Raw genomic sequence first — 24080 nt, forward strand, 5'->3', positions numbered from 1 at the left:
GTCGATAAACCGTCCGGGCGATTCTCTCCGCCGTCAGGCGCGGCTGCTCTCGTCGCGCAGCCAGGTGCCGTCCGCCCGGCGCGCTCGCAGCCGCGACAGCACCGCGGTGCCGAGGAACAGCAGCACCTTGGGCGCCAGCCGCGGGTCCGCGGTGACGAGGCGGCGCAGGTCGCGCCAGCCGGTGCGCGGCTGTGCCCGGGCGGCGGCCGGACGGTCGCCCGCGACCAGCCGGGCGTTGCCACTCATCGCCCGGACGCGGCGGCGCAGCAGATCCGCGTAGGTGCGCGGCGGGCGGATCTCGACGACGGCGTCGGCGACGATCGCCCGTTCGGCCGGCCCGAACGCCGTCGCGACGGCGAGGTCGTCGGCCATGACGTCGTCCCAGGCGCCGAGCCGGGCGTGGCCCCGCTCGGACAGCGCGATGACGCCGCGTCCGTACAACTCGTCGCCGACGTGCGGCAGCCGCTCCCACACGTCGTAGTACCAGCGCACCGGCCAGCCCACACCGTCCATCGGCAGCAGCCGCCGCGGGCCGGCCGCGAGCACGCCGCCGGTCAGCGCCGCGCACAGCGCCCGGAGCTGCTCCGCCGGCAGGACGACGTCGGCGTCCAGGTAGACGCGCGGGAAGCCGGCCGCCGCGTCGTCGCCGAGCCGCAGCGCGTTGCTCTTCGACGCCACCTCGGTCTCGATCACGCGCACCTCGGCGAACCCGCGGGCGACCGCCGCGGTGGTGTCGGTACAGCCGTTGGCCACCACCACGACGTCGAACTCGCCGGGCGCGGCGCCGGCGAGCAGCGCCGACAGCGTCCGGCCCAGCACCCGCTCCTCGTTGTGGGCGGGCACGACGATGCTGGTCACGAGCGCGAGTATGGCAGCCCGGCGACGGCGGCAGCGGCGGACTCCACGTCGGCGGCGTCCAGCCACCAACCCTGGACCCGACCGGCCAGCGCCGCGACGGCCGTCCACGCCGCCGCTCCGTGCCGGTAGTGGTTGAACGACGACGACAGCAGCAGTGTCAGCAGATCGCCCGCGGCCATCGGGCCGAGGGTCGTCGCCGCGGCGCCGCGGCGCACCCCCACGACGTGCGCCACCGGCAGCGCCGCCTCGATCGTCGTCCCGCCGAGCTCAGCGCACGACACCGCCGCCTTGCCCTCGCCGGAGTCCCGCACCGGCAGCCCGAGCGCCTCCTGCGCCCAGGGCGTCAGCATGATCGGCCGCGGCCAGCCGCGCACGGCGCCGGTGCCGAGGTCCAGCGCGATCATCTCGTCGGTCAGGTAGCCGAAGCCGCGCCGGACGCAGGCCGCCACCGTCGTGCTCTTTCCGGTGCCGGACTCGCCGGGGAACAGGACGGCCACGCCGTCGCGCTCCACCGCGCCGGCGTGGAACAACAACTCGGGTGAGCGCTCGACGGCCAGCCGCGCGGCGGCCGCGTAGAGGTCCTCGACGCTGCCGTACCCCTCGGCCCGCACCTCGACGCGTACCCCGATGACGTCGAGCACCACGGGGTCGGTCATCCGTGCGGGGCGCCGTCGATGACGTGGTGGTCGGCCAGCTGCCGCAGCGCCGCGTGCACCCCGGACCGGATGGTGCCGGCGTCGGCGGCGTACATCTGGGCCAGTTCCTCGACGATGTCGGCGACCGTGCGCCGGCCGTCGAGCAGCCGCCAGACGTCGCTCGCGGTCTCGTTCAGCACCAGGGCCGTCTGGGTGGGCTCATGGAAGAGCGTGACCGCACCGTCGACGTGGAGCTCGCGCACGGCATGGGCGCGTGAGAGGGGGCGGGCCGCCGTCATGGACCCCAGGGTAGCCAGCCCCGCAACCCGGCACCCCAGCTCGGGGCGACAAATGGTCAGTAATGCCGTTATGATGCACGCCAGCGCACGGGGGGCGTGCGCTTTTGACTCAATGGGGCCGATATGCCACACGATGATGTCACCGGGCTCAGCCGCCGGCAGATGCTCCGCCGCGGAGTAGCGGTCGGGACGGCGGTCTGGACGGTGCCCACGATCACCGCCATCACGCTGACGCCCGCCAACGCCGCCTCGCCCAGCGGCGAGCCGCCCACCGAGCCGCCGAAGCCTCCGACGGAGCCGCCGAAGCCGCCCACGGAACCGCCGACGGAGCCGCCGTCCAACGAGACGACGCCGCCTCCGTCCACCGAGACCACGCCGCCTCCGTCGAACGAGACGACGCCGCCCGGCAAGCCGTCGGCGACGCCTCCGCCGCCCGGCGATGAGGACGACGACACCGCTGGAGGCGGGCTGCCCAACACCGGCCCGGGCGACGTCGCCCAGGGGCTGGCGGTCGGCGGGCTGCTCACCGCGGCCGGCGCGGCCATGTACGTGGCGTCGCGGAAGGAGTCCCCCGAGCCGGGCGACGCACAGCCGGGAGCGACCGTCTGAGGGCCGGCACGCTCGACTAGAAGCCTGGGGGGGCTGCTTTCATGGGGGTCTGGGGTGGAACCCGGCGGCGTACGACGCCGCGGGTACTGATCGTCGTGCAGAACATTCCGGTGCGCATCGACCGCCGGGTGCGGCACGAGTGCCATGCGCTGCTCGACGCCGGGTACGGCGTCACGGTGATCTGCCCGAAGGAGACGCCGGACGAGCCCGACGTGCATGAGCTGGACGGCATCGTGGTCCGCTCGTACCAGCCGCCGCCGGCGACGTCGGGACTGGTCAGCTACCTCGTCGAGTTCATCGTCTGCTGGCTGCGCACGGCCCGGCTGTCGCTGCGGGCCGCCCGCGCCGAGGGCTTCGACATCCTGCAGGCGTGCAATCCGCCGGACACCTACTGGCTGCTCGGCCTGCTGTGGAAGCTGCGCGGCAAGCGGTTCGTGTACGACCAGCACGACCTGTGCCCCGAGGTCTACGAGGCCCGGTTCGGCAAGCGCGGCCCGCTCTACCGGGCGCTGCTGCTGCTCGAGCGGGCCACCTACGCCACCGCCGACCGCGTCGTCAGCCCGAACCCGTCGTACCAGGAGATCGCGCTCACCCGCGGCAAGGTGCCGATCGGCCGCACCACCATCGTCATGAGCTCGCCCGACCCGGAGCTGATGAAGCCCGGCCCGCCGCACCCCGAGCTGCGTGGCGGCCGCGAGTTCCTGGTCTGCTACATCGGCATCATGGGGCCGCAGGACGGCGTCGACCGGCTGCTCGACGCCGCCGCCCATTACGTGCACACGCTGGGCCGGACGGACACCCGGTTCGGGCTGCTCGGCTACGGCGACAGCCTCGACGACCTGCGCGCCCAGTGCACTCGGCTGGGCCTGGACGAGTGGGTCACCTTCACCGGCCGGGTCGACCAGACCGAGTTGGGCCGCTGGCTGTCGACCGCCGACATCGGCGTGACCCCGGACCCGCCGTGCGAGTTCAACCACCGCTCCACCATGAACAAGACGCTGGAGTACATGGCGCACGTGGTGCCGGTGGTCGCCACGGACCTGCGCGAGACCATGCGCTGCGCCGGCCCGGCCGCCGACTACGTGCCCGACGGCGACCCGGTCGTCATGGCCAAGACCATCGCCGCCCTGCTGGACGACCCGCACCGGCGCGCGCAGATGGGCGCCGCCGGCCGGCAGCGGATCGAGACCGAGCTGGCCTGGGCCGACCAGGCCCGCCGCTACGTCGCCCTGATCGGGTCGTTGCGATGACCTCCTCCTGCCCCGCCTGCTCCGGGCCGGACCTGCGCACCTTCTACACCGTCGAACGGGTGCCGGCGGCGAGTTGCCTTATGCTCGACGACGAGGCGGCGGCGCGCGCCTTCCCGGCCGGCGAACTGCGCCTCGCGGTGTGCGAGACCTGCGGGTTCGTCACCAACACCGCGTTCGACCCGGCGCTGACCCGGTACGAGGACGACTACGAGGAGTCGCAGGGCTGCTCGCCGCGGTTCCGTGACTACGCGGCCGAGCTGGCCGACGGCTGGGTGCGCCGGTACGGGTTGACCGGCAAGACCGTCGTCGAGCTCGGCTGCGGCAAGGGCGACTTCCTCGCGACCCTGATCGCGTCCGGCGTGGGCGACGGCATCGGCGTCGACCCGGCGGTGCGGCCCGAGCGGGTCGATCCCGCGCTGCGGCCGCGCACGACCTGGATCCGCGGCCTGTTCCCGGACGCGCTGGAGCACATCGACGCCGACGCGGTGGTGTGCCGGCACACGCTGGAGCACATCGCGCCGGTCGGTGCCTGGTTGCGGGCCGTACGCGACGCCATCGGCCCGCGCACGGACACCGTCGTGCTGTTCGAGCTGCCCGACGTGCTGCGCGTCCTGCGCGAGGGCGCGTTCTGGGACGTCTACTACGAGCACTGCTCGTACTTCTCCGCCGGCTCGCTGGCCGCGCTGTTCCGTCGCAGCGGGTTCGAGCCGCTGGACGTGCGGCGCACCTACGACGACCAGTACCTCGTCATCGAGGCCCGGCCGGTGCCCGGCGGCTTGCCGCCGGCAGGCGCCATCGGCGATGACCGCGACGACGTGCTGGCCGCGGCCGGCACGTTCGTCAGCCGCATGGAGGAGGCCCGCGCGCACTGGCGCGGCCGGGTGCGCAAGGTCGCCGCGGACGGCGGCAGCGTGCTCGTGTGGGGCGCCAGTTCGAAGGCCGTCGGGTTCCTCGCCACCCTCGGCGACGACGCCCGGCACGTCGCGGCGGCGGTCGACATCAACCCGCACAAGCAGAACCGCCACCTGGCCGGCAGCGGCCACCGGGTGGTGGCGCCGGATGCGGTGCCGGACCTCGGGCCGGACCTCGTCATCGTCATGAACCCCACCTACGCCGCCGAGATCGGCCGGGACCTGGACGCCCGCGGCGTCCACACCGCCCTGGAGACGCTATGACCTTCCGCCCGTGCCTCGCCTGCGGCGGCGACCGGCTCCGGCCGATCGCCGACCTCGGCCTGACGCCGGTGCTCAACGGCGTGATGTTCGACGACCGCGACGCCGCCCGGTCGGCGGCGCTCGGCCGGCTCGACCTCGCCGGGTGCCCGGACTGCGGGCACGCGGTGAACGTCGCGTTCGACCCGGCGCTGATCGACTACGACGCCGAGTACGACAACTCGCTGCACTTCTCCCCGACGTTCCAGTCCTACGCCGACGACCTCGCCGCCCGGCTGGTCGAGACCTACGGCCTGCGCGGCGGCGTCGTCGTCGAGATCGGCTCCGGCAAGGGCGACTTCCTCGCCTCGATCACCGCGCTCACCGGCGGCGCCGGCGTCGGCTACGACCCCAGCACGATGCCCGACCGCGAGATTCCGCACGTGACGCTGGTCAGCGACTACTACCGGCCCGGCCAGGACGTCGAGCCGTACGACCTGCTGGTCTGCCGGCACGTGCTGGAACACCTGGAGGACCCGGTGGCGATCCTGCGCTCGCTGCGCGCGGCCGCGCCGCCGGACGCCGTCCACTACTTCGAGGTGCCGGCCGCCGAGTTCGACTTCGGCCCCACCGGCATGTGGGACTTCATCTACCCGCACGTCTCCTACTTCTCCGCCGGCTCGCTGCACACGCTGATGCGCCGCTGCGGCTTCGAGGTCGTGGCGTCCGGCCGGTCGTTCGCCGGCCAGTACGCGTGGGTGGAGGTCCGCGCCGGCAGCACCGACCCGGCCGCCGCCGACCCGGCCGAGCACCTCGCCCTGCTGGCCGACTTCGCCGAGCGGCACCACGAGCACGTCGCCCGCTGGCGCGACGACATCGCCCGGCACGGCCACCGGACGGTGCTGTGGGGCGCCGGCTCGAAGGGCGTGAGCTTCCTCAACGCCGTCGACCCGGAGGGCCGGCTCACCGTCGTCGACCTCAACCCGCGGAAGTGGCACCGCTTCCTGCCCGGCTCCGGGCACCGCGTCATCGCCCCCGCCGACCTCCCTGGCGAGCAGGTCGCCACCGTCCTCGTCACCAACCCCGCCTACCAGCGGGAAATCACCGGCCAACTCGGCGAGCTCGGCGTTCCCGCCGAGGTCGTCGCGGTCTGAGCGGAGGCAGCAGATGAGTGACCGGGCCCGCTTCCGGCTCACGACCGCGATCCTCGCCGCGCTGGGCATGGGCGCCGCCGCGCTGGTGGCCGTCGCGCCGGCCGGCGCCGCGGCCGGTGGAGTCGTCTCCGACGACTTCTACTCCGGCACGCTCGACTCCGGCCGGTGGACCACGGTCGACCCGCTCGGCGACGCGTCGATCCAGGTCACCGGCGGTGGCAGCGCCGACGCCCGAGTCGAGATCGGGGTGCCGGCCGGCACCGACCACAACCCGTGGTCCCGCGCCGACGTGCCCCGGATCGTCCAGCAGGTCGACAACACCGACCTCGCGGTCCAGGTGGGGTTCGACTCCGTCCCGGCCACGCTCAACCAGATGCAGGGACTGCTGTTCGTCCAGGACGCCACGACGTTCACCCGGTTCGACGTGTTCCGCGGCGCCGACGGCCTGCGCGTCTTCGCGTCCAGCAGCGTCGGGGGCACCGCGAAGTCGCGGCTGAACCAGCTGCTGCCGTCCACGGTCGGCTCGCACCTCGCGCTGCGGGTCACCCGCACCGGCAACAGCTGGAACCTGCGCTGGTCGGCCGACGGCGACACGTGGACGTCCGCGGTGACGTTCACCCAGGCCCTCACCGTGAACCAGGCCGGGCCGTACGCGGGCAACGCGTCCGGCGGCGGATCACCCGCGGCGGCGTACACGGCCGCCATCGACTACGTCTTCGACCCGAACGAACCGATCACGCCCGAGGACGGCGGCTCGACCCCGACCCCGACGCCCACGCCCACGCCGACCCCGACGCCGACCCCCACGCCGACACCGACCCCCACCCCGACGCCGACGCCCACGCCGGCCCCGGATGGCGGCTCGCTGGTCAGCGACGACTTCTCCGGCCCCACGCTGGACACCGGGCGGTGGACGACGGTCGATCCGGTCGGCGGCGCGGAGTTCGAGACGGCCGGATCCGGCACCCAGGACGCGCGGCTGGTCATCGGCCTGCCGGCCGGCCAGCCCCGGGACGCCTGGGGCGCGAACGGCTCCGCCCGCGTGCTGCAGTCCGTCGACGACTCCGACACCGAGCTCGAGGTCAAGTTCGACTCCGTGCCCAGCCAGCGGTTCCAGGACGAAGGGCTGATCGTCCAGGAGTCGTCCTCGCGCTGGCTGCGGTTCAGCGTCTACAGCGACGGCACGTCGACCTACGCCTACGCGGCGTCGACCACCGGCGGCACGTCGACGCAACTGCTCAAGAAGAAGCTGACCTTCTCGACCGGCGTGTGGCTGCGGGTCACCCGGGTCGGCGACACGTTCACGTTCCGCGCGTCCGCCAACGGCACGTCGTGGACGACGATCGGCTCGACCACGCAGAACCTGCAGGTGACGCGGATCGGTCCGTACGCCGGCATCGCCGCGCCCAACCCGGCCTGGACCGCGCTGGTCGACTACGTCTTCGAGACCTCGGCGCCGATCTCGCCGGAGGACGGTGGCGGGTCGCCGGACACCACGGCGCCCGAGGTGACGCTCGGCGACATCGTGCCGGGCTCCCGCGCCGTCGGTGTGGCGTGGTCGACCGACGAGTTCGCCACCGGCGTCGCGGAGGTCGCGCTCGCCGGCAGCTCCACCTGGTCGCGGCAGGCCGAAGCGCCCACCGCGAACCTCACCCAGCAGGTCTCCGTCACCGGGCTGACTCCTGGCACCGACTACAAGGTCCGCGTCGTCGCGACCGACCTGGCCGGCAACTCGACCACCAGCCCCACGCGGACGTTCTCGACGACGGCGGCCACCGGCCCGGTCGTCGACGTCTGGTACGGCGACACCCAGCGCTTCGGCGCCCGCGGCCGGACCCAGCCCAAGGTCAACCTGCTGGGCAACGTGTCCGACGGCGACGGCGTGCAGTCGTTGCGCTACTCGCTCAACGGCGGAGCCCAGCGGACCCTGACGATCGGCCCGGACAGCCGGCGGCTGCAGTACGCCGGCGACTTCAACGCCGACATCACCTACACCGACCTCGTGGCCGGACAGAACACCGTCACGCTCACCGCCACCGACCGCACCGGCGAGGTCTCGCAGCGCACCGTCACGCTGGTCCGGCAGGACGTCGCCGCGCCCGGCCTGCCGTTCGTCACCGACTGGACCGGCGCCCAGCCGCTGGCCAGCCAGGCCACCGTCGTCGACGGGCTCTGGACGGTGGGCAACAACGGTGTCCGCGTCGCGCCGGACGCCACCGGCTACGACCGGCTGATCGCGATCGGCGACCAGAGCTGGACCGACTTCGAGGCCGTCGTGCCGTTCACCGTGCACGGCATCGGCCCCGGCGCCGGCAGCCCGCTGAGCAACGAGGCCATGGTGGGCGTCGGACTGCGCTGGCCGGGCCACTCCGCCGTCGACAGCAAGCAGCCGGCGTGGGGCTACAAGACCATCGGCGCCTACGCCTGGTACCGGTTCTTCTCCACCCCGCGGATGGAACTGCTCGGCAACGGCGCCGTGGTGCGTGGCAAGAAGAACGCGCCGCTGCAGTTCGGCCAGCAGTATGTCTTCAAGGTCCGGGCCCAGACGACGTCCGGCGGCCAGACCACGTACTCGATGAAGATGTACCCGGCCGCCGGCCCCGAGCCGGCCGCGTGGGACCTCACCTACACCGGCAGCGGCCCGGCCAACGGGTCCCTGCTGCTGATCGCCCACCACACCGACGTCACCTTCGGCACCGTCACCGTCAACCCGCTGCCCTGAAGCCGCCCATGTCCACTGGTCTCGCCGATGCCGGCCTGGAACGCTCCGCAACGAGCGGAAAGAAGGTCGGCCACGGCCTGAAGTGGACGATGGTCGGCGAGTGGCTGGGCTACGTGCTCCAGATCATCACCATCGCGATCCTCTCCCGGCAGCTCACGCCGGAGATCTTCGGCGTCATGGCGATGGCGCTGACGCTCACCGTCATCGTCGACCAGCTACGCAGCCTCGGCCTGAGCCAGGCCGTCATCCAGCGCGAGGACCTCACCTGGCCGCAGGTCAACGCGCTGTTCTGGATCAACGCCGCGTTCGGCGTGCTGCTCGCCGGCGTCGTCGCCGCGACCGGCCCGCTGCTGGCGGCGTTCTACGACGAGCCGCAACTGACCGAGATCTGCGTGGTGCTCGGCGTCAGCTACCTGTTCGCCGGGCTGGCCACCCAGCACGGCGCGCTGCTCAACCGCAGCATGGACTTCAAGAAGCTGGCGAGCCGGAACATGATCGCCCGGTTCGTGTCCAGCCTCGCCGCGATCGCCGCGGCGTTCGCCGGGCTCGGCGTCTGGGCGCTCGTCCTCCAGCAGGTGCTCTATGTGGTGCTCAGCGCGGTGTTCGTCTGGCTGGCCGCGGACATGCGGTTCACCAGGCCGGCACCGCTCCGGGACACGCTGCACCTGGTCTGGTTCGGCAGCCAGGTCATGCTCTCGAACCTGCTCCACTCGATCTCGCGGCAGGCCGACAACATCATCATCGGCCGCGTGCTCGGGGCCGGCGCGCTCGGCCTCTACACCCGGGCGTACGCGCTGCTGACCCTGCCGCTGCGGCAGATCAAGAACCCGATCAGCGCGGTGATGGTGCCGACGCTTTCCGCCCTGCAGGGCGAGCCGCGCCGGTATCGGCGAGCGTACAGCCGGGCGATCAACGGCCTCGCGCACGCCGGGATGCCCGCCGTCATCGTCCTGGCGGTGGCCGCACCCCAGGTCATTGAGGTGTTCCTGGGCAGCCAGTGGACGCAGGCGGCGACGATCTTCCAGCTGCTGGCGCTCACCAGCCTGATCCAGCTGATCTCGACCACCGCCGGCTGGCTGTTCGTGACGTTCGGCCGGGGTGCCGCGGCGGCGACATGGGCCGCCGTCAACGCCGTCGGGACCATCGGCGCATTCCTCATCGGCGTCCAGTGGGGCGTCGAGGGCGTCGCCGCGGCCTACACCATCAGCCAAGTCGTGCTCACCTGGCCGGGGTTCATCGTGGCCTGCAGGAACACGCCGGTACGTCCTGCCGACGCGCTGGTCGCGGTGCTCCGTCCGCTGGCGGTGTCGGCGGCCGTGCTCGCGGCGGCGGCCGGCATGCAGTACGTCCTGCCCGAGTCGTGGCCCGCGCCGACCGGGCTGATCCTCATCCTGGTCGCGGCCGGGCTGGCGTGGCTGGCGGCGCTGATCGCCTGGCCCCGGGCCCGCGACGAGGTCGTCGACCTCTACCTGACCATCCGCGGCAGAAAGGTGCGCCATGACCGGCAGCCCCCGCGTCACCGTCGGACTTCCCGTCTACAACGGCGAACGCCACCTCGCACAGACCATCGAGTCGATCCTGGCGCAGGACCACGGCGACTTCGAGCTGATCGTGTCGGACAACGCGTCCACGGACCGGACCGGGCAGATCGTCGCCGAGTTCACGCGTCGTGACCAGCGGATCAGGTACGTCCGCAGCGAGACCAACGTCGGCGCGGCCGCGAACTACAACCGGCCGGTCGAGCTGGCCCGCGGCGAGTACTTCAAGTGGGCCGCCGACGACGACCTGATCGCGCCCACCTACCTGTCGTCCTGCGTCGCCGTGCTCGACGCCGACCCGGGCGTCGTCCTCGCCTACGGCCGGACCCGGCTGATCGACGAGGCCGACGACCCCATCGGCGACCACCGCGACGGCATGCACCTGCCGTTCCCCGAGCCCTGGCGGCGGATGCGCGACTTCGCCGCGCACCGCTGGCTGTGCAACCCGTGCTTCGGGGTGATCCGCACCGACGTGCTCCGCGGCGCGACCACGCTGATCACGCCGTCCGACTCCTCCGACGTCACGTTCCTCGCCCAGGTCGCGCTGGCCGGCCGCGTGCACGAGGTGCCCGAGTACCTGTTCTTCCGCCGGGTCACCCGCGACAGCCGCGGGCTGGGCGAGCAGAGCGACGGCCAGGCCGCACAGTGGTTCGGCTCCGCCGCGCCCCGCAGGGCCGGCGTCGCACCGATGGCCCGGGTCTTCGTCGACATCGAGCAGTGGATCCTGCGCAGCGACCTCCCGGTGCCGGACAAGGCCAGGACGGTCGCCGCATTCACGTATGCCTGGCTCAAACGACAGGCGGGAATCACGCTCTGGCGATGGCGACGCCGGTTGCGCGGAAGCAGAACGCGGTCATTCGTCGACGGAATCGCGCAGAGCAAGAACTGAATCGGAACGGGCCGCACGCCGATTTTCCGCCGCCATTCTCGACGCGATCCAGGCCGACACATAACGATGGTGGAACTCACCGACGATCAATGCCGCTTTCGCCCGCGCGGTCGGAAGCTCGCGACTGCGAAATGCGCGCCGGAATGCGCCCAGCGGCGGAATCCACAGCCGCGCCGGCGGCCGGTGCGTCGGCACGCCGCGTCCTTCCAGCCGGTCGCGTTCGGCCCGGCCGGACATCACCCGCACCAGCTTCGCGCGCACCTGCCCGAAGCTGCTGCGCGCCGGGTGCGCGACCACGGCCTCCGGCACGTAGCGAGTGCGAAAGCCCAGGTGGTTGACCCGCTGGCTCCACTCGATGTCGGCGCCGGACATGAGGTCGTCGAGGAACGGGCCGGCGGCGTCGACCACCTCGCGCGTCGTGACCAGGTTCGCCGTGACGCAGGCGCCGCCACGGCTCACGTACGTGCGTTGTGGGAACGCGTGCAGCAGTTCGTACGCCTCGACCGGGTGCGGCCGCCGGGCGTCACGTGCATAGACACTGACCCGCCCGGCGACGATGCCGGTGCCTGGCGTCAATGCGGCGACCGCCGCGGACAGCCAGCCGGGATCGGGCCGGCAGTCGGCGTCGGTGAACGCGAGGACGGTGCCGGTGGCCACGCGTAGCGCCGCGTTGCGGGCGGTGTACGACCCGCCGCGCGGCTCGCGGACCAGCCGCGTCGGCACCGGGCCGGGCGGTTCGAGCGCCGCCGCGACGTCGGTGCGGCTGCCGTTGTCGGCGACCACGATGTCGATCAGGCCGGCCGGGTAGTCCTGCCGTTGCAGGGCGGCGAGACAGTCGCGCAGCCGGGGGTCGTCGCGCACCGGGACGATCACCGTCACCGCCGGCAGCCGCGCCTCGTCATCGCTCATACCGTCCCCCCGGGTCCGCCGCGCCCCCCGCGCCGGACATCGCCCTCCAAGTGTGCCATCCGGAGGCCCGATTCCCTACTCGGAAAGGCCTTCTGCTCGCCATCGACAACGTGTAGCGTGACTGCACAGGGGGGAGGTCCGGTGGCCGTTGAATTCGACGCGCATCCGCATTCTGCCGGTGCGTCATTCACGCCCGGCCGATCAGCCGCCCGTCGTGGTTTTCGCACCGATGAAGCGCGTCGCAGACGAGTCGGCGACATGAGTTCCACCTCACATTCGGCCCGGGTTTTGTGAAGATCTTGGACAACTGGCCCGCCTCGCGACGGACCACAATCAGCGCTGCCCGGAAAGTCGGAAATAGTGACATCTCCCCTGGTCGCGTCGCCGCCTCGGCCCGCGCCACAGCACGCGATCATGACCGTCCCACGCACCCGTCCAGACCGAGTGGTCCGGACCATTCTCAGACCTTTCTGCAGGTCACAGGCTTGCGTGAGGTGAGGCGGCATGTTTGATTGGGCACGGTCACGACCAGGTCACGGGCACTGACCCCGGGGCGTTGTCTATCAGCAGGGATTTGATTTCATGCCGAAGTACGCTCGCTCGCCAGCGCGGAGGACGCGACGGAAGATCGTCGTCGCCACCACCCTCGTCGCCACGGTTCTCGTCGGCGGAGCGCTGGCATCGAACGCACTGCAGTCCAACGACGGCACGCCGCAGGCGATCGCCGACGACACCGTGAGCAACGTCCGACTCGCCGGCAAGTCCGAGAACCGGCCGGAGAAGGTCGAACGCGGCCACAAGTGGGGCTGGCACAAGATCGAGCGACCCACCCCCACCCCTACCCCCACTCCGACACCCGAGGAGACGGCGAGCGCCGAGCCCGAGCCGGAGCCCACCGAGACCGAGGAGCCGGAGGAGACCCAACCGCCCGAGACGGAGCAGCCGTCGACGCCGGAGAACAACGGCCCGTTCCCGACCTTGGAGAGCACCGGCCCCCGCACCTCCGACCTCAAGCCCAGCAAGGGCATCACCACCTCTGAGGACGGCCAGGTCATCGAGGGTCTCGAGGTCTCCTCCGGGATCAAGGTCGTGAACGACGACGTCACCATCCGCGACGTCCGGCTCGTCTTCGACGCCAAGTACGGCCTGCACATCGCGAAGAAGAACGACGGCACCTGTCCGCAGAACGTCGTCATCGAGTACGTCGAGGTGACGGGGACGTCGCAGCTGGACGACGAGAGCATCGCCGTCTACTCGCCGTGCCCGTACACGCTGCGCAACTCCAGCGTGCACGAGGTCGGCAGCGCGGTGCGCATCACCAACGGCACGGTGATCACGGGCAACTACATCCACGCCAACCACTACATCCCCAACTCGGGCGCGCACCGGTCGGCCATCGGCCTCAACGGCGGCGGCGACCACACCATCACCAACAACACCGTCGACTGCGAGGGCCCCGGCTGCTCCGGCGCGCTGGTGATGTACGGCGACTTCTCGCCGGTCGAGAACGTGCTGATCGAGCACAACCTCCTGAACACGACCGGGTCGTACTGCACGTACGGCGGGTCGGTCGACTCCAAGAAGTACCCGACCGCGAGCAACGTCCGGTACGTCGACAACCAGTTCGGCCGCAAGTACAGCTCCGAGTGCGGCAAGTACGGGCCGCTGACCGCCTGGAACGGCGGGAACGGGAACGAGTGGAGCGGTAACGTCTGGGCTGACACCGGGCAGCCCGTCGGCGGCTAGCCCGCCGCGGACGTCAGGATCGGGGGACTGTGTCGCACGAGCTGCTGGTGGTGGCCGGCGCTGGGCGAGGCGGTACGGCCGCCGCGCGCAGCAGTGCCGTCCAGCGGGCCGCCGCCCTGCTGCCGGGCGCACAGTCCCACGACCACGCCGAGACCGCGACGGCCGCCGCCGCGCTGGTGACCTGTTCACCGGCCGGCGGCGGCGCCGGGTCGGTACGCCGGACCGGCGACACACTGCAGGTGGCCGTCGGCGTCCCCGAGGTCACGGCCGATCCGGCCGCCGGCATCGGGCTGGACCGCACGGCCGGCGCCGAGGGCCGGCACGTGGTGGTCACAGCCGGCGCCGACGGGACGGTCGAGGTCCGCAACGACGGCGTCGGTATGATCCCGGTCTTCTGGGCGCTGGCCGACGACCAACTCCTCGTCTCGACCCACCTGGCGTCGCTGGTGTCGCTGGGTGCGCCGCCCGCCGTCGACGAGCTGGGCCTGCTCGAGTACCTGACGATGCTGCACCCGATCGGCGAACGCACGGTGCTGGCGGCGGGCCGGATCCTGCCGGCGGGCGGCACGCTGACCTGGCGGCCCGGCGGGCCGGCCGAGGTGACGTCCACGCCGATCTTCCTGCCGTCCAGCACCCGGCTCACCGACGACGAGGCCGTGGCCGAGTTCCGCGAGCTGTGGCCGTCCGTCATCGCCGGCATCCTCGACCGTCACCCGGCCGCCCGCACCGCGGTGAGCCTCAGCGGCGGGCTCGACAGCCGGGCCGTCGCCGCCACCGTCAGCGACCTCGGCGCCGAACTGACGACGTTCACGTACGGCTCCCGGCGCAACCGCGAGACGCGCATCGCCGCCCTGGTCGCCGACCGCGTGCGGCTGCCGCACCTGACGCTGCCGGTGACCGACGACCGCCTGCTGGCCGACGCCGTCGCCGAGACGACCCGCCTCGACGGCGCGCACACCCCCGCGGAGCTGTACGACACCTGGTTCCTCGACGCCATCCGGGCGCAGGCCGGCACCGTCATCAACGGGCACGCGGGCGGTCCGCTCTGGGGCGACGAGAAGGCGCACGGGCTGACCGGCCGGCCGGAGATCATGCGGGCGGTCTGGAGCCGGTACGCGGGAGCGGTGCCGTACCTCCAGCCGTACCTGGCCGACGCCGGCCTGGCCGCGGGGATGGCCGCCGCGGTCCAGGAGAGCATCCTGGACTCGCTGCGGCCCTGGGACTTCGCCGAGCGCTCGGACCAGATCACGTTCTGGCAGGTGGCCAACCGGCAGACCCGCTGGGGCAACATGATGGTCAACGCCATGCGGCGCGGCGGCGTGTACGTCGAGACGCCCTTCCTGGACGGCCGGTTCCTCGAGTACCTGACCCGGCTGCGGCCGGAGCACCGCCGCAACGGGCGCCTCTACCTGCGCATCCACCGCGAGGCGATCACGCGCACCGCCGACATCCCGCGCAGCGACGACGGCAACCCGCCGGCCGCCCTGACGCACCTCTTCTGGACCGGTGACGAGTCGTTCCGCCGGCAGTGGCTGCGGATGACCGCCGAGCACCCGGTCTCCGGGCTGCGCCGCGGCGGGCGACGCGCCACGGGCCGGCTCGCCGCGGTCGCGCGCGCCCGGACCGGCGTCTCCTACTTCGCCGACGTCCTTGACGAGAAGTCGGCGGTGTTCCCGGCCGAGCTGCTGCTCCGGACCAGGCCCGTCTACGCGGACCGGCTGGCCGCCATGCTGCGCGCGGGCGCCGAGGCCGGCGGCGTCCTGAAGGGCGACGTCCTCGCCGACGCGGCCGACGCCGTCGCCGCGGGCCGCCCGACGGCCCCGCCGCTGCTGCTCGCGCGGGTCGCCACCGCGGCCCTGTGGACCGCCGACTTCGCCCAGCGGCACCGTGCCGCGGCTGTAAGCTAAGGTTAATCGATAACCTTAGCTTAGAGGGGCGGTCGGCCAAGGATGGCGACCTACGTCAGCCGGCAGTGGACGGCACGGTTCGAGGGCATGAGCCGCCGCGACCGCGGCGGTTGTTCCTACGAGGCCTACCTCCCCGACCCGTTGACGGGGTGGACGCCCACGCTTCCCGGCGACCTCGCCGCGGACATCGCCGACGCGGAAGCCGCCGTCGCCGAGCTCAACCGGAACGGCACCCGTCATGTCAGCCTGGACGGACTCGCCCGCTTCCTGCTGCGAGCGGAATCGGTCGCGTCATCGAGGATCGAAGGGTTGCACGCCGGCCCGCGCCGGCTCATCGAGGCCGAAGCCGCCCTGTCCCGAGGCGGCGGCACACCCGATCAGGTCGCCGTCGAGGTTCTGGGGAACGTCGCGGCGATGGAGTCCGCCATCGACCTGGCCACCCACCCACCCGGCCTCGACCTGGCCGACGTCCTGACGGTCCATCGGGTCCTGATGAAGCGATCCCCTACGCCGGAGCTCGGCGGCGTGGTGCGGGACCGGCAGAACTGGGTCGGCGGGAGCTCCTACAATCCCTGCGCCGCCGACTTCGTGCCACCGCCACCCGAGCACGTCGAGGATCTGCTGCACGACCTCGTCGGCTACGCGTCCGGCGACGACCACTCGCCGCTGGTCCAGGCCGCGCTCGCACATGCCCAGTTCGAGACGATCCACCCGTTCGGTGACGGCAACGGACGGGCCGGGCGGGCGCTCATCCACATCGTGCTGCGTCGCCGCGGCCTCGCACCTCGCTTCGTCCCGCCGATCAGCCTCGTCCTGGCCACGTGGTCGAAGGACTACGTCTCGGGCCTGACCTCGTTCCGCCACGTGGGAGAGGCGAACAGCCCGGCGCGTTCGGAGGCCGCCTCCACCTGGCTGCGGATGTTCGCCATGGCCACCCGCCGGGCGTGCGCCGACGCGCAGGTGTATGCGACGAGGATCGACGAATTGGTGCGGCAGTGGCGAGCTGACCTCGGCCGGGTCCGAGCCGGTTCGGCCCTCGACCTCCTCCTCGCCGTGCTTCCCGGGGTTCCTCTGATCACCGTCGACTCCGTCGCCGCGTTGACCCAGCGGTCGGCCGTCGCGGCGAGCGCCGCCGTCAACCGGCTCGTCGAGGCCGGCGTTCTGGTCCAGCGCAACATCGGGAGGCAGCGCCATCGCGTCTTCGAGGCGCCGGCCGTGCTCGCCCTCTTCACGTCGCTGGAGCGGGCACTCGCCAGCCCGACGGGCGACACGATCACGTCCGAGCCGGTACGTCCGGTCCCCCGTTCCGGCCGGTGACCGGCGGCGGAACCCGGCCGCGGAGGAGCGCCCCCAGCGCGGCCCGGCTGGTCCGCCGTCCCAGCGCGGCACGCACCGCCTCGTTGAACACGACGACGCCCCAGTACACCGCGGAGCGCAGCGGGCCGTGCCGCTTGCGGTAGAGCTTGGTGCGGTTCACCGCCACCAGGCTCCACAGCCACGGCGAGCGCTCCATGTCGCCGCCGGGATGCGTCGCGACCGCGTCGCGGACGTAGCCGATGCGGAAGCCGGCGTCGCGGGCGCGCAGGGCGTAGTCGGTCTCCTCGGAGTAGAGGAAGAACTCCTCCGACCACGGCCCGACGGCGTCGAGCACCCGGCGGGACAGGAACATCGCCGCACCGGTGGCCCAGTCGGCGGTGGCGCCGTCGACGTACCGGGACGGGTCGCGGATCTGGTCGCCGAGCAGCGGGAAGCGGGCCGCGCGGTGGCCGCCGAGCACGGCCTCACCGATCGCCCGCGCGATGGTCGGTTCGCGCCGCAGCGAGAACTTCAGCCGCCCGGTCGCGTCGACGATGCGGGGCACCGCGATGCCCACGGCGGGGTCGGCCTCGACGGCGTCGAGCAGCCGGCCGACCGCGCCCGGCGCCAGGACGGCGTCCGGGTTCAGCACCAGGATGCCGCGCCGCGCCCGCACGTGCCCGATGCCGAGGTTGAGGCCCGCGCCGTAGCCGAGGTTCGCGCCCGCCTTCACCGCGACGGCCCAGGGCGCCAGCTCGACCACCCGCTCGACGGTGCCGTCGGCGGAGTCGTTGTCGACGACCACCACCTGCGCCGACCCGAGGCCGTCGAGCGCCGCCGGCAGCGCCCGCAGGAACCGCTCGACGATCGCGGCGCTGTTGTAGGTGACCGTGACCAGGACGACGTCCGCCACCGGTGCGCCGTCGTCGACGGCCGCGGGGGCCGGCACCGGTGACATCACCACGTCGCCGGCTTCCCGACCAGCCGCTGCACCCGGTTGCGCACCGCCTTGGCGCGGCGCCGCCAGCCGCGGTAGGCGTTCGGGTTCAGCGACGCCGTCTGCAGGACGTAGGCGCTCTGCCGCAGCTGGGCGAGCCAGTCGTCGACCGTCCGGACGCCGTTGGCCTGCGCCGAGAGCGGCATCCGCGCGGCCAGCTCGGCGTCGGTGCGGACCAGCGTGTGCGGCGAGCGCGGGTCGTCCATGTGGTCCTCGCGGACGAACGGGACGTAGTAGCCGTTGACGCCGCCGGCGCGGGCCACCCGCAGGCAGTAGCCGGTGAACGACTCCGCCTCGCCGAGCACGCCGAGCCGCTCGACGAACGACCGGGGCATCAGGTAGCCGCTGCCCTGGACCCACAGGTTGCGCATCAGCTGGTGGCCGTCGCGGAACGTCTGGGTCTTCCGCCGGGCCAGCTCGGGCCGGAGGTCCTCGTCGGGGTGCCGCCAGCTGCCGATGACGCCGAAGTCCGGGTTCGCGTCGTGCGCCGCGGTGAAGGTGTCCAGCCAGCCGGGCGCGACCAGGCAGTCGTCGTCGACCTTGGACACGAACCGCGCCTCGGACTCCGTCCACAGCCAGGTCGTCGGCGGGCGCAGCCGGACGTTCTCGCGGCTGTGGTGGTAGCGGAACACCCTGGGGTCGTCGCGGTAGGGCCGCAGCGCCTCGATGGTGGCTTCGTCGTCGCCGTTGTGCCACAGCCAGACGCGGTCGTCCGGGCCGCAGGTCTCCAGCAGCCGCGGCAGGCTCAGGTGCAGGTAGCCGGCGCTGCGGTAGGTGATCATGACGATGTCGGCGCGGTGCCCCATCACGCCACCTCCCGCATCGGGCGCGGCTCGGGCTCGCGCAGCCGCTTGGCCTTGATCCGGCGCAGCGTGCCGGCCGTCGACCGGAGCTTGTCGCGCCAGCCCAGCGCCAGCCAGAGCCGGAACGACGGCAGGCCGGTGTAGTCGGGCGCGAGCAGCCCGGCCAGCCGCATCGTCCGGACCCGGGCCCAGACGGCGCCGCGGGTCGCGGCCAGGTTCGGCTGCGACTGCGGCAGCCGCTCCAGCGGGATCGGGCCGCCCTCGACGGCGCCGTCGCGCAGCGCCGCCTCGAGCGCGGCCCGGCCGGCCTCGGTCCGGACCACGACCAGCGACCGCCCCGGCTCGCCGTCGCGCACCGTCCGGTACCAGGGGTCGCCGACGGCGAGGTCGGCGAACTCGCTGGTGTGGTCCGGGCAGATCATGCACCGCCACTGCCGGTGTTTCTGCAGCGTCTCGCCCCAGGACTCCTCGTAGCTGAACGACGGCGTCCGGCCGTCGCCGGTGCGCAGCCGGAACCGGCCCGGCCAGCCCTCGCCGCGGTAGTCGAGCTGCGTGACGTCGTCAGGGTCGACGCCGAGCCGCCGGACCACCTCCTCGGTGCCCTGGGTGGTCGGTGTGCCGGCGCAGAAGATGCCGATGGTCAGTTCGACCTTCGCGGCCAGCGACGGCCGCAGCCGCGCCGCCTGCCGGGCGGCGGCGATGTCGCACGGCTTGCCGACGACGACGCTGCGCCCGTCGGCGTCCTCGACGAGGTCCAGCCGCTCCCCCGGGCTGGCCGGCGAGTACCGCGAGCCGGCCGCGGCGACGATGTCGCCGTACGTGCGGTTGCGGACGGTCTCGTTCTCCAGCGGGGCGTCCGCGCGGGCCTGCACCTGCAGCACGCCGGTGGCCGCGCCCGACGTGACGGCGTGCGCGGCGAGCGCGCTGATCACGCCGCCGGACGAGCCCCGGTGCCGGACCTCGGGATCGGTGGCCCAGCACTCGTAGAGCGCCAGGATCGGTCCCCAGCTGCCCCCCAGCGGAGCGCCGTCCAGCGCGCCGGCCTCGTGCTCCAGCCGCGCCCCCGGGCAGGCCGCGAGCGCCGCGCCGGCCACCCGGCCGTTGACGCTCGCGATCGGCAGCGGCCGGCGCCCGGCGCCCGGCACGTCGGCCATCCGCAGCGCCTCGGGCTCGAGGAACGCGCAGGTGCCGCAGCCGCTGCACAGGTGCGCGTCGACGACCTCCTGGATCGAGCCGGGCCTGGTGGTCACGCGATCGCTCCCCGCCGGTCGGCGTCGTGCCGCCAGCCGAGCACGTCGTGGACGATGTCAGCGAGCTGCCCGCGGGCGCGGTCGACCACGCCGGGCACGGTCTCGGCCAGCAGGTCGCGGCTCGTGGCGCGCGCGTGGAACGAGGCCGCCATCGCCTCGACCGCGGCCGGCCCGGCGAGTTCGCGCGCGTCGGCGACCTGCGCGCCCATGCCGCAGGTCTCGAAGACACCCAGCGTCTTGAGGCTGTAGGCGTAGCCGAACGCCGGCACCTGCGACGACAGGGCGCCGATGGTGGCGTGCATGCGGCTGCCGGCGAACCAGTCGCACCGCGCGATGCACCACTTCAGCTCGGCCGCGTCGAGCTCCGGCGGCACGACGGCGGCCCGCTCGCGCTCGGCCGGGGTCAGCTCGCCCAGCACCTGCTCGATGGCGGCGATGTCGCTCTCGCCCTGGCCGCCGGGCACCTGCACGTGCGGCACCAGCAGCACCCGGGCGCCGGTCGCGATCAGGGCGCGGACCAGCTCGGTCATCGTCGCGATGTAATCGCCGGCCAGCCCGAACCGCTCTCGCCCAGCGGCATCGCGGAGCAGCCCGCTGACGTTGACGCCCGCCACGACCTCGTCAGCGGCCCAGGCATCGACGACGTCGGCGACGTGCGGCGCCGGCCGGCGCGGCCGCAGCGCGAACGCGACATCGACGCCGTCGCGCAGCCGGGTGGTGTCGGCGCCCGGACCGGCCAGCTCGAGCAGCCGCTGGTAGCTGTGCGGGTCACGCGCGTAGGCCAGCGACGCCGAGCGGATCAGCCGCTGGGCGAGCACCTGCCCTTCGGGGGTGTCGAACGGGCCGTACGTCTGCGGTAGCAGCACCAGCGGCCGGCCGGCCCGCACCGCGGCCAGCTTCGGCGCGGCGACCGAGTGCAGCCGGACCGGTCCGTACAGGTCGGTGAAGCTGTCGCCGCCACTGATATCGGCGACGGCGTCGGCGCGGGCGATGCGCGCGGCGACCGCGTTGCCCCGGCCGCCGAAGGCCTGCGCGACCCGGATCTGTGCCCAGCTCTCCGGCCGGTGCCAGCGCCGTGACGTGCGGACGCCGGCGAACTCCACCGTCGTGGACGGGTACCGCCCCGAGGTGTCGGGACGCACGCCCCAGCCGTCGTCGAACGCGGTGACCTGCCCGCCCGGCGCGACCGCGTCGATGACGTCCAGTACCGAGCGCCCGAGCGCTTCGACGCCTCTGTTGCCGTTGCCGATCGACGCGCCGGCAAGACAGAGTCGTATTCCCCCCACGTGGCCCCCCCACAGTGCAAGACACTGCAAGTATGTCCGACATCGGCGAATGACGCGACTGTTCGGCTTTGCCGTGCTCGTGATACCGCCTACCATGGAGCAGGCCTCGTCATGGGGCAGCACGTGCTGGGGGGCAATACGTGGACGTCTGGCGAATCACTCTTGCGGCCTTGCGCCGCTGGTATGTCCTGCTGCCGCTGCTCGCGCTGACGGGCCTCGCCGCCGTCAGCGCCGGCAACAGCGTCGCGCCGGAGTACCAGGCCACCGCGACCATCATGTACGTGGCCGGACCCGGCGAGACCGAGCTGCCCAACCCGTACGGCGACCTCAGCGGCGCCAACGAGGTCGCGACCATCGTGCTGAACAGCGTCGAGACGCGCGCTGCCCTTGCCGCCGCCGGCCACGGCGGCGCCTACGAGGTCACACCCGAGTCGCGCAGCTCCATCGCCTACCTGTCCATCCGTTCCGGCGATCCCCAGGACGCCGTCGCCACCGGCACCGCGCTCATCGACGTCGCCACGGCGGAGCTGGTCAGCCGCCAGGAGGCGGCCGGCATCCCGCCGACGGCGCAGGTGAGCCTGCAGGTGCTCGAGCCGCCCACGGTCATCGCCGCCGTCCAGGAGGGCAAGCTGCGCATCCAGGCCGTGGTCGGCGTCATCGGCGCCGGCGTCTCGCTGCTCGTCGCGGTCCTGTTCGACGACATCGTCGGGCTCTGGAAGCGGGCCCGTGCCCGCGGCCTCGGCGGCGAGCGGAAGCGGGCCCGCGGCGACAAGCGCCGCGAGTCCGCGGCCGAGACCGCCACGCCCGAGACCGCCACGCCCGAGACCGGCGCGGCCGAACCGGCGGCCGCAGCCGAACCGGCGGCCGAGTCGCCCCGCCGCAGGGCCGAGCCAGCCACCACGAACGGGTCCGCGCCCGACGACCACGGCGGCCTCGGCACGGCCAGCCCGAGCATCAACAGCGCCATGATCAACACCAACGAGTGGGTCTGGCCGGGCGATCACGGCCTCGAGGAGGCCATCGAGCAGGAGCAGCGCGAACGGCCGCAGCGCAATCCGTTCTTCGACCCCGAGTTCACCAAGCGCCAGCTGCGCAAGACCAAGCGCGAGCAGGACGCCAGCCCCGACGCCGAGCCCGCAGAGCCCGAGACCTCGCGGAAGCGATGAGCGGCACCGGGGCCGCTGTCGCCCCACGCACCGGTCGCCGGAAGCGCGACTCCCGCGAGCCGGTGCTGCTGCGGCACCCGCGCAACCTGGACGTCGTGCGGCACGACTGGCAGCCGACGCTGCTGCGCCGCCGCCGGCCGGACACCACGGTCCTGCTCATCGTGTTCCTCGCCGCCCAGTTCCTCATCCCGGCGCGCATGGTCATCGGCGGGATGGGCGCCGTCGGCCGGCCGTCGGTCGCGCTCGGCCTGCTGCTGGTCTTCCTGTGGCTGATGTCGCTGTTCCGCAGCGGCCAACTGCCCAGCGGGTCGCAGCCGGTCCGCTGGGTCGTCGGCATCTGGGTGGCGATCGAGCTGGTCGGCTACGCCGTGGGCTACGACCGCGGACTGCCCGCCATCGAGGCCAGCGCCGCGGACCGCTGGCTCATCTTCGTCCTCGCGACGGCCGGCATCGTGCTGGCGACCGCCGACGGCATCGGCACCCGCAAGCAGCTCGACACCGTGCTCAAGGCGTTGGTCGGCTTCACCGCGGTGATGGCGGCCATCGGCGCGCTGCAGTTCCTGCGCATCGTCGACCTCGTCCAGTACATCAAGCTCCCCGGGCTGTCACTGAACTCCGACCTCATCGGCATCGGCGCGCGCGGCGGACCGGAATTCGCCCGCGTGGCGTCGACGGCCAACCACTACATCGAGTTCGGCGTGGTCCTGGCGCTCGTGCTGCCGATCGCCCTGCACTACGCCCTGTTCGCCCGGCCCGGGTCGCAGCGCCGCTGGCTCTGGGTGGCGGTCGGCCTGATCGCCGCCGGCATCCCGTTCGCCATCTCCCGCTCGGCGACGCTCGCGGTGCTCATGGGCATGGTGCTGATGGCCACGGTGTGGCCGTGGCGGCAGCGGTACAACGCCCTGGTCCTCGGCGTCGTGGCCACGGCCGCCTTCCACGTGCTGCAGCCGGGCGTGCTGGGGACCATCCGGGCGCTGTTCACCAACGCCGAGGACGACCCCAGCGTCCAGGACCGCATCGCCCGCACCGACTACGTCATGGACCTCTGGTCGCTGCGGCCCTGGTTCGGCCGCGGCGCCGGCACCGTCATCCCGTCGGAGTACATCCTGCTGGACAACCAGCTCTACATGACGCTGCTGGCCGGCGGCGTCCTGGGCGTCACGGGCCTGGTGATCTTCTTCATGGTGCCCTACTTCATCGGCCGCAGCCTGCGCTTGCGCGGCGCCGACCAGGAGACCCGGCACCTCGCCCAGGCCCTGGCCGTCGCCATGCCCGTCGGTCTCATGGTCAGCGCCACGTTCGACTCGTTCTCGTTCGCGACGTTCGTGGGCGTCATCGCCATCATCCTGGGAGCGATCGGCGCCCTGTGGCGGCTGGACCATCAGTCACCACACGAACGGGTGCTGCAGGTCGCCGCGCCCGGCGACAAGTACGTCGCGACGCCGTTGATGGGGTTCTGGCACCGCAACCGCGCCACACCCGTCAGCGACCGCCTGACCTGACCTCCATGATCATCAACCTTTTGGGCTGTTATAGCAGCCCAGAACGTTGATGACGCTTCTATGTCAAGCGGCTGCTTGTTGGCTGGTCACGGGTGGGAAGTCGTCGTGGAGCT

The 24080-nt window shown here is 72.8% G+C and carries 20 protein-coding genes; 12 read left to right on the forward strand and 8 right to left on the reverse strand.

What is annotated here, in order from left to right; all coding sequences use genetic code 11:
- Positions 1-33 precede the first annotated feature (33 nt).
- Genes ACW62_RS31020 through ACW62_RS31030 form a run of 3 tightly spaced genes read right to left on the reverse strand, consistent with a single transcriptional unit; the run spans position 34 to position 1792 of the window.
- Positions 34-858: a glycosyltransferase family 2 protein gene (locus ACW62_RS31020; RefSeq protein ID WP_053208005.1), complete on the reverse strand. Its 825-nt coding sequence runs from the start codon at positions 856-858 to the stop codon at positions 34-36.
- Entirely contained in the window at positions 855-1514 is a 660-nt protein-coding gene (locus ACW62_RS31025) for a hypothetical protein (RefSeq protein ID WP_053208006.1), read from the reverse strand. The genes ACW62_RS31020 and ACW62_RS31025 overlap by 4 nt, the downstream gene beginning before the upstream one ends.
- On the reverse strand, positions 1511-1792 hold the full coding sequence (locus ACW62_RS31030; protein ID WP_083460372.1) for a PqqD family protein: 282 nt from the start codon (positions 1790-1792) through the stop codon (positions 1511-1513). Before ACW62_RS31030 ends, ACW62_RS31025 begins: the two co-directional genes overlap by 4 nt.
- A 123-nt stretch (positions 1793-1915) precedes the next feature.
- On the opposite strand from ACW62_RS31030, the gene ACW62_RS31035 reads away from it, so the two are divergent.
- Genes ACW62_RS31035 through ACW62_RS36040 form a run of 7 tightly spaced genes read left to right on the forward strand, consistent with a single transcriptional unit; the run spans position 1916 to position 11105 of the window.
- Positions 1916-2401, forward strand: a complete 486-nt coding sequence (locus ACW62_RS31035; RefSeq protein WP_083460373.1) for an LPXTG cell wall anchor domain-containing protein — start codon at positions 1916-1918, stop codon at positions 2399-2401.
- 41 nt (positions 2402-2442) lie between these two features.
- A complete protein-coding gene (locus tag ACW62_RS31040; protein ID WP_053208009.1) occupies positions 2443-3651 on the forward strand; it encodes a glycosyltransferase family 4 protein in 1209 nt (402 codons plus the stop codon).
- A complete protein-coding gene (locus ACW62_RS31045) occupies positions 3648-4826 on the forward strand; it encodes a class I SAM-dependent methyltransferase (RefSeq protein ID WP_053208010.1) in 1179 nt (392 codons plus the stop codon). The genes ACW62_RS31040 and ACW62_RS31045 overlap by 4 nt, the downstream gene beginning before the upstream one ends.
- Positions 4823-5956, forward strand: a complete 1134-nt coding sequence (locus tag ACW62_RS31050) for a class I SAM-dependent methyltransferase (RefSeq protein ID WP_053208011.1) — start codon at positions 4823-4825, stop codon at positions 5954-5956. Before ACW62_RS31045 ends, ACW62_RS31050 begins: the two co-directional genes overlap by 4 nt.
- 13 nt (positions 5957-5969) lie before the next feature.
- Positions 5970-8678 (forward strand): DUF1349 domain-containing protein, encoded by a 2709-nt coding sequence (locus tag ACW62_RS36330; RefSeq protein ID WP_053208012.1) that lies wholly within the window; start codon positions 5970-5972, stop codon positions 8676-8678.
- A gap of 8 nt (positions 8679-8686) precedes the next feature.
- Entirely contained in the window at positions 8687-10351 is a 1665-nt protein-coding gene (locus ACW62_RS31060) for a lipopolysaccharide biosynthesis protein (RefSeq protein ID WP_083460374.1), read from the forward strand.
- Positions 10245-11105 (forward strand): glycosyltransferase family 2 protein, encoded by an 861-nt coding sequence (locus tag ACW62_RS36040; protein ID WP_240477463.1) that lies wholly within the window; start codon positions 10245-10247, stop codon positions 11103-11105. The genes ACW62_RS31060 and ACW62_RS36040 overlap by 107 nt, the downstream gene beginning before the upstream one ends.
- On the opposite strand, the gene ACW62_RS31070 is transcribed toward ACW62_RS36040, so the two are convergent.
- Entirely contained in the window at positions 11070-12014 is a 945-nt protein-coding gene (locus tag ACW62_RS31070) for a glycosyltransferase family 2 protein (RefSeq protein WP_053208015.1), read from the reverse strand. The genes ACW62_RS36040 and ACW62_RS31070 overlap by 36 nt on opposite strands.
- A gap of 582 nt (positions 12015-12596) precedes the next feature.
- Between ACW62_RS31070 and ACW62_RS31075 the strand changes: the two genes are divergently transcribed.
- Genes ACW62_RS31075 through ACW62_RS31085 form a run of 3 tightly spaced genes read left to right on the forward strand, consistent with a single transcriptional unit; the run spans position 12597 to position 16984 of the window.
- Positions 12597-13760: a polysaccharide lyase domain-containing protein gene (locus ACW62_RS31075; protein WP_053208016.1), complete on the forward strand. Its 1164-nt coding sequence runs from the start codon at positions 12597-12599 to the stop codon at positions 13758-13760.
- A 29-nt stretch (positions 13761-13789) separates the two neighbouring features.
- The gene (locus ACW62_RS31080; RefSeq protein ID WP_053208017.1) at positions 13790-15667 is read left to right on the forward strand and encodes an asparagine synthase-related protein; all 1878 of its coding nucleotides are present in this window, start codon (positions 13790-13792) and stop codon (positions 15665-15667) included.
- 42 nt (positions 15668-15709) lie between these two features.
- Positions 15710-16984 (forward strand): Fic family protein, encoded by a 1275-nt coding sequence (locus tag ACW62_RS31085; protein WP_053208018.1) that lies wholly within the window; start codon positions 15710-15712, stop codon positions 16982-16984.
- On the opposite strand, the gene ACW62_RS31090 is transcribed toward ACW62_RS31085, so the two are convergent.
- The 4 genes from ACW62_RS31090 to ACW62_RS31105 are packed head-to-tail and all read right to left on the reverse strand — an operon-like array spanning position 16941 to position 21299.
- Positions 16941-17912 carry a glycosyltransferase family 2 protein gene (locus ACW62_RS31090; RefSeq protein ID WP_169792166.1) on the reverse strand — a complete coding sequence of 324 codons (972 nt, stop codon included), beginning with the start codon at positions 17910-17912 and terminating at the stop codon, positions 16941-16943. The genes ACW62_RS31085 and ACW62_RS31090 overlap by 44 nt on opposite strands.
- An 8-nt stretch (positions 17913-17920) precedes the next feature.
- On the reverse strand, positions 17921-18766 hold the full coding sequence (locus ACW62_RS31095; protein ID WP_053208020.1) for a glycosyltransferase family 2 protein: 846 nt from the start codon (positions 18764-18766) through the stop codon (positions 17921-17923).
- The gene (locus ACW62_RS31100; RefSeq protein ID WP_053208021.1) at positions 18766-20013 is read right to left on the reverse strand and encodes a Coenzyme F420 hydrogenase/dehydrogenase, beta subunit C-terminal domain; all 1248 of its coding nucleotides are present in this window, start codon (positions 20011-20013) and stop codon (positions 18766-18768) included. The genes ACW62_RS31095 and ACW62_RS31100 overlap by 1 nt, the downstream gene beginning before the upstream one ends.
- Entirely contained in the window at positions 20010-21299 is a 1290-nt protein-coding gene (locus ACW62_RS31105) for a polysaccharide pyruvyl transferase family protein (RefSeq protein WP_053208022.1), read from the reverse strand. Before ACW62_RS31105 ends, ACW62_RS31100 begins: the two co-directional genes overlap by 4 nt.
- 140 nt (positions 21300-21439) lie before the next feature.
- On the opposite strand from ACW62_RS31105, the gene ACW62_RS31110 reads away from it, so the two are divergent.
- Both ACW62_RS31110 and ACW62_RS31115 read left to right on the forward strand, forming a co-directional pair.
- Entirely contained in the window at positions 21440-22465 is a 1026-nt protein-coding gene (locus tag ACW62_RS31110) for a hypothetical protein (RefSeq protein ID WP_157575105.1), read from the forward strand.
- Positions 22462-23967: an O-antigen ligase family protein gene (locus ACW62_RS31115; RefSeq protein ID WP_053208024.1), complete on the forward strand. Its 1506-nt coding sequence runs from the start codon at positions 22462-22464 to the stop codon at positions 23965-23967. Before ACW62_RS31110 ends, ACW62_RS31115 begins: the two co-directional genes overlap by 4 nt.
- Positions 23968-24080: the final 113 nt, after the last annotated feature.

This window comes from Jiangella muralis (assembly GCF_001270745.1).
Lineage (GTDB): Bacteria > Actinomycetota > Actinomycetes > Jiangellales > Jiangellaceae > Jiangella > Jiangella muralis.

Excerpts from the sequence above, each read along its gene's own strand:
- ACW62_RS31045 (WP_053208010.1), top strand. The coding sequence starts at position 3,648 with ATGACCTCCTCCTGCCCCGCCTGCTCCGGGCCGGACCTGCGCACCTTC.
- ACW62_RS31075 (WP_053208016.1), top strand. The coding sequence starts at position 12,597 with ATGCCGAAGTACGCTCGCTCGCCAGCGCGGAGGACGCGACGGAAGATC.
- ACW62_RS31085 (WP_053208018.1), top strand. The coding sequence starts at position 15,710 with ATGGCGACCTACGTCAGCCGGCAGTGGACGGCACGGTTCGAGGGCATG.
- ACW62_RS31035 (WP_083460373.1), top strand. The coding sequence starts at position 1,916 with ATGCCACACGATGATGTCACCGGGCTCAGCCGCCGGCAGATGCTCCGC.
- ACW62_RS31115 (WP_053208024.1), top strand. The coding sequence starts at position 22,462 with ATGAGCGGCACCGGGGCCGCTGTCGCCCCACGCACCGGTCGCCGGAAG.
- ACW62_RS31095 (WP_053208020.1), bottom strand. The coding sequence starts at position 18,766 with ATGGGGCACCGCGCCGACATCGTCATGATCACCTACCGCAGCGCCGGC.
- ACW62_RS31040 (WP_053208009.1), top strand. The coding sequence starts at position 2,443 with ATGGGGGTCTGGGGTGGAACCCGGCGGCGTACGACGCCGCGGGTACTG.
- ACW62_RS31030 (WP_083460372.1), bottom strand. The coding sequence starts at position 1,792 with ATGACGGCGGCCCGCCCCCTCTCACGCGCCCATGCCGTGCGCGAGCTC.
- ACW62_RS31070 (WP_053208015.1), bottom strand. The coding sequence starts at position 12,014 with ATGAGCGATGACGAGGCGCGGCTGCCGGCGGTGACGGTGATCGTCCCG.
- ACW62_RS36330 (WP_053208012.1), top strand. The coding sequence starts at position 5,970 with ATGAGTGACCGGGCCCGCTTCCGGCTCACGACCGCGATCCTCGCCGCG.
- ACW62_RS31050 (WP_053208011.1), top strand. The coding sequence starts at position 4,823 with ATGACCTTCCGCCCGTGCCTCGCCTGCGGCGGCGACCGGCTCCGGCCG.
- ACW62_RS31060 (WP_083460374.1), top strand. The coding sequence starts at position 8,687 with ATGTCCACTGGTCTCGCCGATGCCGGCCTGGAACGCTCCGCAACGAGC.
- ACW62_RS31025 (WP_053208006.1), bottom strand. The coding sequence starts at position 1,514 with ATGACCGACCCCGTGGTGCTCGACGTCATCGGGGTACGCGTCGAGGTG.